This is a genomic window from Lachnoanaerobaculum umeaense (assembly GCF_003589745.1).
GTDB lineage: Bacteria > Bacillota > Clostridia > Lachnospirales > Lachnospiraceae > Lachnoanaerobaculum > Lachnoanaerobaculum umeaense.
In genome coordinates this window covers 38584-51572 of the sequence record NZ_CP032364.1, presented here as the reverse complement: position 1 = coordinate 51572, position 12989 = coordinate 38584, and the positions used below count along the sequence as shown (strand labels likewise).

13 protein-coding genes are annotated in these 12989 nt (G+C 31.4%); 8 read left to right on the top strand and 5 right to left on the bottom strand.

Translation table 11 applies throughout. The annotated features are described in order from the left end of the window. The first annotated feature begins 59 nt into the window (after window positions 1-59). Both D4A81_RS00240 and tpiA read left to right on the top strand, forming a co-directional pair. The gene (locus tag D4A81_RS00240; RefSeq protein WP_111525557.1) at window positions 60-1274 is read left to right on the top strand and encodes a phosphoglycerate kinase; all 1215 of its coding nucleotides are present in this window, start codon (window positions 60-62) and stop codon (window positions 1272-1274) included. Between the two features lie 53 nt (window positions 1275-1327). After that, window positions 1328-2077: a triose-phosphate isomerase gene (tpiA, locus tag D4A81_RS00235; protein WP_111525556.1), complete on the top strand. Its 750-nt coding sequence runs from the start codon at window positions 1328-1330 to the stop codon at window positions 2075-2077. A 61-nt stretch (window positions 2078-2138) separates the two neighbouring features. Here tpiA and D4A81_RS00230 read toward each other — a convergent pair whose 3' ends face one another. The 3 genes from D4A81_RS00230 to D4A81_RS13345 are packed head-to-tail and all read right to left on the bottom strand — an operon-like array spanning window position 2139 to window position 5517. Then, window positions 2139-3740 carry a helix-turn-helix domain-containing protein gene (locus D4A81_RS00230; protein ID WP_111525555.1) on the bottom strand — a complete coding sequence of 534 codons (1602 nt, stop codon included), beginning with the start codon at window positions 3738-3740 and terminating at the stop codon, window positions 2139-2141. Further along, window positions 3737-4537, bottom strand: coding sequence for a sensor histidine kinase (locus D4A81_RS13350; protein WP_242977742.1), 801 nt, complete (start codon window positions 4535-4537; stop codon window positions 3737-3739). The genes D4A81_RS00230 and D4A81_RS13350 overlap by 4 nt, the downstream gene beginning before the upstream one ends. A gap of 35 nt (window positions 4538-4572) precedes the next feature. Next, window positions 4573-5517 carry a PDC sensor domain-containing protein gene (locus D4A81_RS13345; protein ID WP_242977740.1) on the bottom strand — a complete coding sequence of 315 codons (945 nt, stop codon included), beginning with the start codon at window positions 5515-5517 and terminating at the stop codon, window positions 4573-4575. Window positions 5518-5708: 191 nt separating this feature from the next. Here D4A81_RS13345 and D4A81_RS00220 point away from each other — a divergent pair, with 191 nt between their 5' ends. The 6 genes from D4A81_RS00220 (at window position 5709) to D4A81_RS13340 (ending at window position 11173) form a co-directional block, all read left to right on the top strand. Beyond that, window positions 5709-6974, top strand: coding sequence for an ABC transporter substrate-binding protein (locus tag D4A81_RS00220; RefSeq protein ID WP_111525554.1), 1266 nt, complete (start codon window positions 5709-5711; stop codon window positions 6972-6974). An 85-nt stretch (window positions 6975-7059) separates the two neighbouring features. Next, a complete protein-coding gene (locus tag D4A81_RS00215; protein ID WP_007594961.1) occupies window positions 7060-7938 on the top strand; it encodes a carbohydrate ABC transporter permease in 879 nt (292 codons plus the stop codon). Window positions 7939-7950: 12 nt separating this feature from the next. Next, on the top strand, window positions 7951-8805 hold the full coding sequence (locus D4A81_RS00210) for a carbohydrate ABC transporter permease (RefSeq protein WP_111525553.1): 855 nt from the start codon (window positions 7951-7953) through the stop codon (window positions 8803-8805). 21 nt (window positions 8806-8826) lie between these two features. Then, window positions 8827-9933 carry a glycoside hydrolase family 172 protein gene (locus D4A81_RS00205; protein ID WP_111525552.1) on the top strand — a complete coding sequence of 369 codons (1107 nt, stop codon included), beginning with the start codon at window positions 8827-8829 and terminating at the stop codon, window positions 9931-9933. Window positions 9934-9941: 8 nt separating this feature from the next. Further along, window positions 9942-10832 (top strand): ABC transporter substrate-binding protein, encoded by an 891-nt coding sequence (locus D4A81_RS00200; RefSeq protein ID WP_242977738.1) that lies wholly within the window; start codon window positions 9942-9944, stop codon window positions 10830-10832. A 107-nt stretch (window positions 10833-10939) separates the two neighbouring features. After that, a complete protein-coding gene (locus D4A81_RS13340; protein WP_242977736.1) occupies window positions 10940-11173 on the top strand; it encodes a hypothetical protein in 234 nt (77 codons plus the stop codon). A gap of 51 nt (window positions 11174-11224) precedes the next feature. Here the strand turns inward: D4A81_RS13340 and D4A81_RS00195 are convergent, their stop codons facing one another. Together D4A81_RS00195 and trhA are read right to left on the bottom strand one after the other, a co-directional pair. After that, window positions 11225-12061, bottom strand: coding sequence for a cell wall-binding protein (locus D4A81_RS00195; RefSeq protein ID WP_111525551.1), 837 nt, complete (start codon window positions 12059-12061; stop codon window positions 11225-11227). 186 nt (window positions 12062-12247) lie between these two features. Next, on the bottom strand, window positions 12248-12955 hold the full coding sequence (trhA, locus tag D4A81_RS00190) for a PAQR family membrane homeostasis protein TrhA (protein WP_111525550.1): 708 nt from the start codon (window positions 12953-12955) through the stop codon (window positions 12248-12250). Window positions 12956-12989: the final 34 nt, after the last annotated feature.

Sequence of the window (12989 nt, the reverse complement as noted above, 5' to 3'; positions counted from 1 at the left end):
TTACCTTGTTTGTTAGTAGGAAAAATTTTTCCCACTTAATTAAAAAATAAGGAGAGACTATGCTTAACAAGAAAACAGTAGATGATTTAAAGAACTTAAAAGGTCAGAAAGTATTGGTTCGTTGTGACTTCAATGTTCCGCTAAAGGATGGAGTTATACAAAACTATAATCGTATAGACGGAGCAATCCCAACAATAAAGAAACTCCTTGATGGAGGGGCTAAAGTGATACTCTGCTCACATCTTGGAAAACCAAAGGGTGAGCCATTACCTGAGATGAGCCTTGCACCTGTAGCTCCTGCACTCTCAGAGAGGCTTGGAGTAGATGTAAAGTTTGTTTCAGATCCACAGGTAACAGGAGAAGAGACAAGGAAGCTTGCAGCCGAATTAAAGGATGGAGAGGTTCTCTTGTTAGAGAATACAAGATACAGAGCAGAAGAGACAAAGTATGGTAAAGAAGATTCTGCTGTAGAGTATGCAAAAGAGCTTGCTGCACTTTGTGATGATAATATATTTGTAAATGATGCATTCGGTACAGCTCATAGAGCACATTGCTCAAATGTAGGTGTAACTAAGTTCTGTAAAGAGAATGTTGTAGGGTACCTTATGGAGAAGGAAATCAAGTTCCTTGGAGAGGCTGTAGAGAATCCTGTTCGTCCATTTGTAGCAATCCTTGGTGGAGCTAAGGTTTCAGATAAGATTAATGTTATAAACAATCTTTTAGAGAAGGTAGATACACTTATAATAGGTGGTGGTATGGCATATACATTCTTAAAGGCAAAGGGTGAGGAAATCGGAAACTCACTTTGTGAAGAGGATAAGCTTGACTACGCACTTGAGATGGTAAACAAGGCTAAGGAAAGAGGCGTAAACCTTTTACTTCCTGTAGACCATGTAGAGGGTAAGGAATTCTCAAATGATACAGAGTCTAAGGTAGTTGATACTATAGATGCAGGATGGTCAGGATTTGATATCGGACCAAAGACAATAGAGAACTATAAGAAGGCTCTTGAGGGTGCAAAGACAGTAGTATGGAATGGACCTATGGGAGTATTCGAGTTTGAGAAGTTTGCAGAGGGAACACTTGAGGTATGTAGAGCTGTAGCTGAACTTAAGGATGCTACAACCGTTATTGGTGGTGGAGATTCTGTAAACGCAGTAAAGAGACTTGGATTTGCAGATAAGATGACACATATTTCTACAGGTGGTGGTGCTTCACTTGAATTCTTAGAGGGTAAGGAATTACCGGGTGTAGCAGCAGCTGACAATAGATAAAATTTTAAAATATAGGGGATTGTCGAGGCTTTCCCAAAAGAACGGAGAATATTATGGCAAGAAGAAAAATTATTGCAGGTAACTGGAAGATGAACAAGACTCCTTCAGAGACAACTGCATTAATCAATGAGTTAAAGCCTTTAGTTGCAAATGACGAAGTAGATGTTGTTTTTTGTGTACCGGCAATTGATATAATACCGGCAATAGAGGCAGCAAAAGGAAGTAATATACAGATTGGTGCAGAGAATATGTACTATGAGGAGAATGGAGCATATACAGGAGAAATCGCACCAAATATGCTTACAGATGTAGGTGTAAAGTATGTTATTATTGGACATTCAGAGAGAAGAGAATACTTTGCAGAAACAGATGAGACTGTAAATAAGAAAGTACTTAAGGCATTTGAGCATGGTATTACACCAATCATATGCTGTGGTGAGACTCTTACACAGAGAGAGCAGGGTATTGCAATAGACTTTATCAGAACACAGATAAAGATTGCATTCCAGAATGTAAGTGCTGATAATGCTTCAAATTCTGTTATTGCTTATGAACCAATCTGGGCAATCGGTACAGGCAAGACTGCTACAACTGCACAGGCTGAGGAAGTTTGTAAGGCTATCAGAGAGTGTATTAAAGAAGTGTATGGAAGTGATGTAGCTGAGAAGATCAGAATTCAGTACGGCGGTTCAGTAAATGCAGGAAATGCTGCAGAGCTTTTTGCAGAAGCTGATATCGACGGTGGACTTGTAGGTGGAGCAAGTCTTAAGCCTGATTTTGGAAAAATAGTAAATTATAAATAATAGAGAAAAAGATGGAGGAGTAACTCAAAATGAGTCACTCCTCTATAAGCTTTTAATAAATTTATAATGATGAATACTTTTCTCTGTAGCTGGATGGAGATATGCCTAATTGTTTTTTAAAACTTGTGCTGAAATAATATTGGTTTGCGTAACCGCATTTAATACTTATTTCTTTTAAAGATAAGTTTGTTTTAATTAAATATTCCTTTGCTGCATCAATGCGGTATGATGTAATAGTATCGCTTATACTTTGGTTGTTATTTTTTTTATACAATGCACTTAAGTATGATGGACTCATATTTGCATATTTTGCTATGTCATTCAGACTGAGAGTATTATCCTCAAAATTATTTTTAATATAATTATCTACCAATTCATATGTATGTTCATGGTAGGATTTTAGAGAAAAATTTAGTTTATCACATACCAAATTGCAAAGTTCTCTCATCCATAATAAAAATTGCTCATATGTGTGAAATGTATCAAAACGGCTATATACAGATATTACTCTTTCTTCCAAGTCCTTAGTATCAATATTTATTTCATATAGAAATCTCAATATTTTTCCAAGCAGAGAATATATACGTATAAACATAATATTTTTGTTTTTATATTTTGTTGATAAATCATCAAAGAAGTTTTTAAGCCATTCTTCAATTGATGAATTATCTTTTTTGCATAGCAGTCCGATAAGTTCATCATCATCTGAATCTGATGTGGATAATAAACTGAATTCTTTACCGGTAGCTTCAACAGCATCAAATATACTTTGGTTAGGATAAAAAAATCTATATTTTAGAGCATGACATGCATTTTCATATGATACATGAAGCTTTGATATACTATCAACAATAGTACCAATTCCAACATTTATATTTAATATTGGAGATTTATAATTATCTATAAAAGATGAAATTACATTATGGATTACATACTGGAAATGTGCAGGTGTTTTACTGTTTTGTGCTATTATAAAGATTAAATTATTTAAGTCCTGTATATAATAGACATTATCAAAAATTTTACATTTACTTAGGAATACATCCGATATGTTTAGTATTTCCGTTTGAAATGTTAAAACCCCGTTATTTTCTTCAAGCATAGAAGAACTTTCAATTTCCATTTTGATTATATTAAAATGCGAATAACTTATATCCAATTCCAGATAGCTTATATATTTATCAAAATATCCTAATGTTTTATCAGTTGAGAAATATAGTAACTCCTGGAAAAATTTGGTTATCATAAGTTGTCTGCTTTCCTTTACAATAGACAGATTACGTTGCTCTCTATCTATTATTTCAAAAGAACTTTTTATCTTTTTATATAAGAAATCATAATCTATAGGCTTTTCAATATAATCGTAAACTCCAATACTGACAGCCTGTTTTGCATATTCAAATTTATCATATGCACTAATCAAGATTATTTTAATATATGGATTAATTTTTATAGCCTCACGGCTTAGAGAGATTCCGTTTAAGTTCGGCATTTCAATATCAGTTATTATTAAATCAACATGATTATCAATTATATAATTAAGTACTTCCTGTCCACTTTTTGCAATTAAAACTATTTCTGCATTTAATTCATTCCAGTCAATATTTAAATTTATACCTTCTGAGACAATATAATTATCATCGGCTAAAACTACTTTTTTCAAGAGAAATCCTCCATTTGAGCATATTTTATTATAATTTTTGTACCTTTTCTTTCTTCACTTTCAATCAGGACAATACCGTTTCCAAAGTCAGTATTTGAAATTCTTTTATTAACATTACAAATACCGAAATGTTGGTTATAGTCTACTATATGATTACTTAATTTATATCGGATTTGTTCTAACTTATCATTTGGAATACCACAGCCATTATCCTCTATAGTAATAATAACTTCATCATCTCCATAGCAAATATTTATATTGATATGTATATTTGTTTTTTCAGATGAGTATCCATGTAAAATTGAGTTCTCCAAAAAAGGTTGTAATGTAAACTTACATATTAAAAAGTTCTCTATACCTTCTTCAGCATTTATAGTCCAGCTAAGTGTATCTTGACGACAAAGTTGTTCCATTTCCAGATATAATTTGGAAATTTCCAATTCGTCTTTTATTTTTATCTTTTCATCAGATTTTCTAAGTGACATTCTATAAAAACGAGTAAGGTTACTGATCATATGATTGGCTATATCTATTTTTCCTATTGTTTGACAAGTTTGTATTGTTCCCAAAATATTATATAAAAAATGAGGATTTATCTGGGATTGAAGAAGCTGGTACTTAAGCTTTTCTTCGGATAAAGTAAGCTCCAAAATAGATTGCATATTTTTATTAATTGATGATTGCATATTTAAAAATGTCAGTCCAAGTTTATCCACCTCATCAAAAGAGTCCCTGTTATCTAATGCAGATATATAATCTAAGTCAATACTTTTATTACCAAGTTTAAAATTATCCATAGCGGAAGACAGTTTACTGATTCTGCCTGTTAAATTTATTGAAGTAAAAAAATAACCAACAGTATTATTGGAACAGATAAAAATATTATTATAATAAACGTTCTAAGTAATGTGTATATATGCTTAAAAATGTAATTTTTCGGAATTTCTGTTATATGATACCAACCATTGTCAAGAACAACTATATGATAATATAAGCTGCTGTTCTCAACTATAGTATTATCAGGATTTATATTTAAATCAATGTTATTTATCTTGGTACCTATGAGTTCTTTACTTGTATGTGAAATAACAGTCCCATTTTTATCTATTATATAGCCTGTTAAATCGACACTTTCAAAACTGTCCTGCAGCATTTTTGAAAGCTCATCAGTGCGTAAGAGTACTAAATAAACGTATTCGGTATTACCTGAAACTTGATTATTTAATACATTAAAACAAGCTATTACATCTTGAGTATTTTTTGTGTTATAAATAACATAAGGAAGAGTGTACTGTTTTTTATAAATCCATTTTTGATTTGAATTTATAATATCTTCAAGGCCTATTTTTCTTAGATCGGATAAAGGATGGAAAAAAAGTCCCTCTGAAGCCGCAATATTTTTATCGTCTAAAAAAATATCAATATGATAAAAATCAAAAGTTGATTTAAGTAGAGAAATATTGTCTCTAACATTTGAAATTATTGCAAAATCTTCTCTACTATCAGACATTTTTTGCATCAAAGAATACATATCATATTGAATAGTATTAGATACTTTTTCAGCTTGATTAAATCTGTTATTGATTCTTATATTTAGTTGATCATCTGCAAGTATAATAGAATTTAATATACTGTCACCGGCAATTTTATGTGTAATACTGTACAATACAGAACCCATTAAAATAAGAGGCAGTATGGTACAAATTAAAAAAGAAAAAATCAATCTATGATGATATTTTGAAAATATAAAATTTTTGACATATATTATAATAGGCATAAGAACCTCCTTGTAATTATATAAACAATTATAGACTGTGAAAAAAAACAAAACAATATAAACAAAAATAATATAAATGAATCATAATATATTGTATTTTTGAAAATTATAAATTCTACTATGATGTAATTATCAAAAAGCATACGTCCTATATGTGTAAGTGAAGTATTTTAGGACAATAAGGAGGAAAGATGAATAAAAGAATAAAAAGCGTAATGTTAAGTACAGTACTTTTAACGGGTCTGTTAGCCGGGTGTGGGTCAGGAACAACTCAGTCAAGCAAAAACTCAGAAAACGGTGGAAATTCCAAATATGATTTGACATTATATAGTATCAATACTACAGATGCCGATTTTGATGAATGGTTAAATAATGTTCAAGATGCTACAGGATTAAAGATTAATGTAATTGCAGCACCTACAGACTCTGACACGAGACAGCAAAAGATTACAACTATACTTTCTACAGGTGATTCAAGTGTAGATATATTGGAAATTAATGATGAAATGAGTGCATCATTTAAAAATTCAGGTTGGCTTGATGGACTTAATGATACAGTTATGACCGATGATATTCGTGGTGAATTTGCAAAGGGATATTTGGAGCAGATGATTACCGATAAAGAAGGAAATGTTATCGGAGTACCCGGATATTCAGGATATTTAGCCTTTTGGGTAAATCAAAAAATAATGGATAATGCCGGAATAACTTCTATAGATACAAAGGAAGATTTTAAAAAATATATGTCAGCCGCTTCAGTAAACGGTACTTATGGGTATGGTGGATCTTGGGAAAAAACATATGTGTTTAATGAAATAGCACAATTTGTAAATATGTTCGGTGGTGATTATTTTGATTGGACAAGACCTGAAAATAAGGAAGCAATACAATTCTTATATGATATGGTAAAAAATAATGAAACACCAATTGATCAAATTGCTGATAAATATGAGCAGATGAATCCAAAGGCAAATGATGGAAAATATGGTTGTTGGTTTATGTGGGGATTGGGATCTGATTATCAGAAAGCAGGTATGCTTGGTGATGATAAGATTCATATGGCTATGGTACCTTCAATGACTGATGACGGTAATAGAGCTATATTTACAGATTCATGGAGTTATGTATTGAATTCTGCATCCAAAAATAAGGAAGCGGCAATAAAGTTTTTAAAGTATATGGCATCTGAGGGTGGAATGGAAGCTTCATATAAAGCTTTTGATCGTTACCCAGCAAGAAGAGATGTTGCCGAGAAGGTAGTTCCTGACAGCGATCCTGCAAAGGAGATGTACACCAGATACGCTTCAGAATGTAATGTACAGGGACGCCCTATGCTTCCGCAAACTATGGAGTTTATCACAGATATGGGAACAATTTACCAGTCTTGTATGAAGGGTGAAATATCAGTAGATGATTTTTGCAAAAAAGCACAGGATTTGGTAGATAAATATAAATAATATATAATCCAAAGAGTGCTAAAGTGTAGGAATTTATAAATATAATATTACTGTAGCACTCATTTTATTTATAGGAGGAATTATTTTGAACATAAGCAAAAAGTCAATAAGGTATATACCTATAATTTTGATTTTACCTGTACTTTTGATAAGGGGATTTACCACAATTTATCCTATAATTATTACTTTTAAAAATAGTATGTATAATATTAAAGTTCTGTCAGGTATAAACGAGTTTGTAGGATTTAAAAATTATATAGAGGTGTTTAAAGATGATAAAGTAATTTCCTCTATTGAATTTACTTCTATTTTTGTAGTAGTATCAATGTTCTTTCATGTCATATTAGGTACTATACTTGCATTGATACTTAATTTGAAATTCAGAGGTAGGAGATTTTTAAGAACAATAGTACTTATACCTTGGGCTATGCCGGCTGTAGTTATAGGAATGGCGGCAAAATGGGGATTTAATAATGATTATGGATTGGTAAATGATTTAATTAGAAGATTCATACCGGAGTTTCAATTTAATTGGTTAATAAATACCGGATCTGCTCGTAGTGCTGTTATAGCAATGGATTTATGGAAAGATTTACCATTTTTTGCAATACTCGTATTATCAGGACTTCAGTTCATTTCAGGAGATATTTATGAGGCGGCTAAAGTAGACGGAGCAAATTCTTTTCAAATATTCTTTAAAATCACATTACCTTTAATTATAAGGAATATTATTACATTATGCATACCTTTTACATTATGGAGATTAACATCATTTGATTTGGTATATGCAATGACATCAGGAGGGCCGGGAGAAGATACATCATTGATAGCTTATCGTATAGCAATGGAGTCTTTTACAAACTTGAATATAGGGTATGCTTCTACTTTAGCTATCATGCTTTTTATTTTAATGGCTTTATTTAGTTGGTTTAATATAAGAGTTATGAATAAATACAGTGAATGACAGGAGAATAATATGAGTAGTAATACCAAATATAAAATATATAAAAAGTGTATATCTATAAGCAGATGGTTATTATTTATAGTGGTTGCATTTCTTATCTTATTTCCTGTATATTGGATTTTTATATCATCAATTACTCCTGCAGGAGAATTATTTAAGAAGCCTATAGATTATTTGCCAAATAATCCGACACTTGACAGTTATAAATTTCTTATTGAAAATGTAGGGTTATTAAGTAAAATAGGAAATACAGTAATAATAGTAGGAAGTACATTAATAATAAGCACATTATTATGTACAATGGCAGCTTATGGATTTTCAAGATTTAATTCAAAATGGATAAGTGTAGCGTTTGCATTTATACTTGCAACTTTACTTATACCTGAGGTTGTTACTGCAAGGCCTTTATATGAATTTATGAAAAAGGTTGGATTGTTCGATACATATCAAGGTTTGATAATACTATATGTAAGTTCGGTTATTCCGTTTACAGTTTTGATATTAAACAATTTCGTCGGTAAAATACCTGTTTCACTGGAAGAGGCTGCTGCTATAGATGGAGCAAATTTTATACAAATCTTATTTTATATAATATTGCCTTTGATGAAACCCGCTATTGCCACAGTATGTATTATTAATTTTATAAATTGTTTAAATAATTTTTTTACACCTTTATATTATTCCAACGGAATTCAGGTTTTATCTGTAGCTATAGTTCAACTTCCTTTAAGGGATAATATGTATGGTGTACCATGGGATTTAGTCAGTGCGATGGGATGGATAATACTTTTACCTATAATATTATTTGTTGCTGTTTTTGAAAAGCAGATTATGGATGGAATTATGGCAGGTGGTGTTAAATCTTAATTTAGATAGGGAGTTAAGTTTATGTACGATTTATACGGAAGTTTAGGAAATTTAGCAATTTTAAAGAACAGAAAAAGTAGAGCAATAAATGCAGAAAATCCTACAGGAGAAAAAGGTAAAGGCGGGATGGCATCAAGCAATCTGGGGCCTTCAAGAAAAGGAAGTCCTTGTTTAAAAGATATACCGAGTGGAGAAACTGTAACACTTGCCGATATAGAGGGTCCGGGTATAATAAATCATATATGGATTACGGTTACAAATAAAACAACAGAAGCGGATTGTTTTGTTTTAAGTGATCTGATTATAAGGATATATTGGGACGATGAGAAAAATCCTTCCGTAGAGAGTCCACTTGGAGATTTCTTTTGTTGTGGATTTGCAAGGGAATGTGTAGTGAATTCAATGCCGATTGTTGTAGTACCAAATAGAGGAATGAACAGTTATTTTCAAATGCCTTTTAATAAAAGAGCAAGAATAACTTTGGAAAACCAGCATCCAAATCCGATACCGGCATTTTTCTATCAGATTGATTATTGTGTTGTAGATAATCTTCCTAACGATATAGCTTATTTTCATGCTCAGTGGAGAAGAGAAAGAGTTACAACTTTAGGTAAAGATTATGTAATATTGGACAATGTAAAAGGAAAGGGACATTATATCGGGACATATATTGCATTGACCACATTGGAAAGATACTGGTGGGGAGAAGGAGAAGTAAAATTTTACATAGACGGAGATATAGAATATCCTACAATTTGCGGTACAGGAACTGAAGATTATTTTGGAGGTTCATGGAGTTTTGCAAAACAGATAAATGGAAAAACAGTTGAACAAAATTATAGCACATCATATTTGGGATATCCGTACTATTCATCACATGATGAATTGATTCATAATGATTATCACAATGATGATTGCTTACCGATGAGAGGGTTCTATAGGTGGCATATACAGGATCCTATATGCTTTGATGAAGATTTAATGGTTACTATACAGCAAATTGGTGTTGGACATGGAGGTCTTTTTGAAAGACAGGATGATGTTGCAAGTGTAGCATATTGGTATCAGACAGAGCCTCATTCATCATTCTTACCTCTTGTAGGAAGAGAAGGTAGGCGTCCAAGATAGGAGCTGATTTGTATAGAAAAATTTTTTGTATTTTATTATGTATAGGTTTAATTCTATCTTCTTGTAATAATTATGAGAAGAATGAAGAAAAAGAAATAAGCAACTATTATGAAGATGAATTAAATATTATGCATATAGAAGCTGACAATCCTGATTTTAAAAATTATATTAACGATGTATCAAGAAAATTAAATATGAAAATAAATATAATTCCTTGTCCGGATGATGCAAATAATAGACAGGCGGAAATTTCAACATTACTTTTATCAGGAAATTCAAATATTGATTTGATTTCAGTTAATGATGAGATGGTAAGTGAGTTTAAAGTAAAAGGATATATTGAAAATTTAGATGATATAATGAGTAAAAATATTGTGGAATCATATCCTAAAGATTATGTAGAATCAGTGGCTATGTATAAAAATCATTTTTATTCTGTTCCATACCTTATGGATATTATGATGTTTTGGGTAAATGAAAAATATATAAAATATTCAGAACTCGAAGGAGTTAAAAATTTAGATGATTTTTCATTATTTGTCAGTAATGATTATGGTACAAACATGTATGGATATGGAAGTGCATGGGATGAAACATATATATATAATGATTTATCACAATTTATAAATATGTTTGATGGAGACTACTATAATTGGAATAATGATAATACAAAGGAAGCTGTTAAGTTTTTGCATGATATGCTGAAACATGGCTATACACCTCAAAATCAAATGATAGACAGATACGAACAAATGGAACAAAAATTTATTGACGGCAAGTATGGATGTGTATTTATGTATAGCGGTGCTATAAATATCTTTTTGAATTCAGGAAAGTATGGAGAAGATGGAATACATGTGGCAGAACTTCCTATGTTCAAAAAAATGCAACTAATATAGCAACGTGGCAATATGTACTTAATAAAGCTTCAAAAAATAAAAATGCGGCAAAGAAATTTTTAAGTTATATTTCAAGTAGAGAAGGGAGTATTGATTATAGTAACGCAATGAAGCAGATACCTGTAAGAATAGATGTTATCTTAGAGGAAGATATAGATGTTCCTGATATTGATATTATAAGAAAATATGTTGAGAATACAAACTTTAAAGTCAGGCCGCTGTCATCTAATCCAATGAATGATATTTCGGAAATGGGCAGAATATTTCAAAAGTATTTATTAGATGAGATTGAATTAGATGATTTTTGTGATTTAGCTCAAACCATAGCTGATAGAGAATAATTTTAGTATATAGAGAAAAAAACTGACCGGCACTTACAGTGCCGGCTATTTTTAATATACATCGTTAGCAATATCTTTATTAACCGAATTCATATCTTCTGAAATATAAGGGTGAATTCCAAATCCGCAACCATATCCCATAGCATCGGCATATCCTTCCTGATTATCCATATTTACGATACACCATTGATAAGTTTTTGTATTCGGATTGGCATGTTCCCAATCATACCCCATAAAATCAAGAACCCTTCCTAGTGCTCTGGTACCGCCGGCACTTGTACTTATTCCTGCTATAAAAACACCATAAGGACTTCTGTAGTACTTATTTTCATCATTTTCACATGAACTATTTATAATATACTCTTTGTAAATAATAGATGAAGCCTTCTTTATTTTTGCAAAATCTGTTATAAGCGAGGTGTCTGATAAAACTCTTGTGGCAATACTTCTTGCAACAGCATCAGCCTGCTCGGCCTGTTCCTTAGTACAATATTTATAATAGGCATGTTTTTCAAGTGTAGAGGCTGCCTTTGGCTCATTAAGCACAATTTTTTCAGAAATTCTTGTACCGTCATTTCCGACTTTATAACCGTCAGGAGTGGTGGTATCGGTTAACATCATTCCGTTAGGACCGATGTAATAGTCACCAACCCATTGATTTGTAACCATTTTTCCCTCATTATCAAAGTAGAACCAATGATCTAAAATATTTTTCCATCCTGTAGAAACAGTTCCTTCAGAATCCACATAACACCAGGCATCATTATGAATCATCCAAGTATCTTTTAATGCATACCTTTGTTTTTTATATCCTTGACTTGCAAAAACAGTTGAAGTTAAAGATAATGTAGCAAATATTATCAATGTACAAAAAAGCTGCTTTTTCATATAAATACCTCCTATAAAATATATACATACATTAAAATATAAAATTAACTCTATATTAATTATATATAATAAGACGGGTATATTCAATAGTATATGTATTATTTGCAGTTTTATTTTTGTAAATATTATAAATAAATGAAACAAAAACAGTAATTTATAGATATATGACTTTTATTGAAAGAATATTTAATAAAAAGACAATGTACTAAAAAGCAACATATAATGGCAAAATGTTCCAATCATAATGAAAACATGAAAAATCTCATGTGATCCGAAATAAATATGTTTTTCATTAAAAGTCTTCAATTTAAGTGCATATATTAAAGCACCAAGTGTGTAAGCAATACCTCCAAACAAAAGCCATAAAAATCCGGTAAGAGGCAAAGCCTTGAATATAGGCTTTAGTGCAAATATACAAAGCCATCCCATAATGAGATAAATTAGAGATGACAGCCACTTAGAACAACTTATATAGAATATTTTCAGAATAATCCCTCCAATAGCAAGTGCCCATATTGCAGCTAGTAATATATATCCAAGTTTTCCTCTAAGAGCGGTAAGGCATACAGGTGTATATGTTCCGGCGATAAGTATAGAAATCATTATATGGTCTATTTTACGGAAAATCATTGTCTTTTTAAGGTCTAAAACTACAGAATGATATGTTGTACTTGCCGCATACAATAATGTAGTTGACAGGATAAAAATAAACATAGATATTGAAGTTAAAAAGCTGCCATGTTCTATAGTTCTTTGAATAAGTGGACCTGCACCTATCCATAATAGAATAAGCCCCAAAAAGTGAGTAAGTGCTGAGCCAGGTTCTCGTATTTTTATTGATATAGTTCCCGGAAGTACACCGAATCTTGTCTTTTCTCTATACTTTGATTTCATAGATAGTCCTCCTTAATGTAGTTTTAAAAACTAG

What these genes read in the sequence shown, in the direction of transcription:
- D4A81_RS00240 (WP_111525557.1), top strand. Translation starts at nt 60, where the DNA reads ATGCTTAACAAGAAAACAGTAGATGATTTAAAGAACTTAAAAGGTCAG.
- tpiA (WP_111525556.1), top strand. Translation starts at nt 1,328, where the DNA reads ATGGCAAGAAGAAAAATTATTGCAGGTAACTGGAAGATGAACAAGACT.
- D4A81_RS13350 (WP_242977742.1), bottom strand. Translation starts at nt 4,537, where the DNA reads ATGGATAATTTTAAACTTGGTAATAAAAGTATTGACTTAGATTATATA.
- D4A81_RS13345 (WP_242977740.1), bottom strand. Translation starts at nt 5,517, where the DNA reads ATGCCTATTATAATATATGTCAAAAATTTTATATTTTCAAAATATCAT.
- D4A81_RS00220 (WP_111525554.1), top strand. Translation starts at nt 5,709, where the DNA reads ATGAATAAAAGAATAAAAAGCGTAATGTTAAGTACAGTACTTTTAACG.
- D4A81_RS00210 (WP_111525553.1), top strand. Translation starts at nt 7,951, where the DNA reads ATGAGTAGTAATACCAAATATAAAATATATAAAAAGTGTATATCTATA.
- D4A81_RS00205 (WP_111525552.1), top strand. Translation starts at nt 8,827, where the DNA reads ATGTACGATTTATACGGAAGTTTAGGAAATTTAGCAATTTTAAAGAAC.
- D4A81_RS13340 (WP_242977736.1), top strand. Translation starts at nt 10,940, where the DNA reads ATGAAGCAGATACCTGTAAGAATAGATGTTATCTTAGAGGAAGATATA.
- D4A81_RS00195 (WP_111525551.1), bottom strand. Translation starts at nt 12,061, where the DNA reads ATGAAAAAGCAGCTTTTTTGTACATTGATAATATTTGCTACATTATCT.
- trhA (WP_111525550.1), bottom strand. Translation starts at nt 12,955, where the DNA reads ATGAAATCAAAGTATAGAGAAAAGACAAGATTCGGTGTACTTCCGGGA.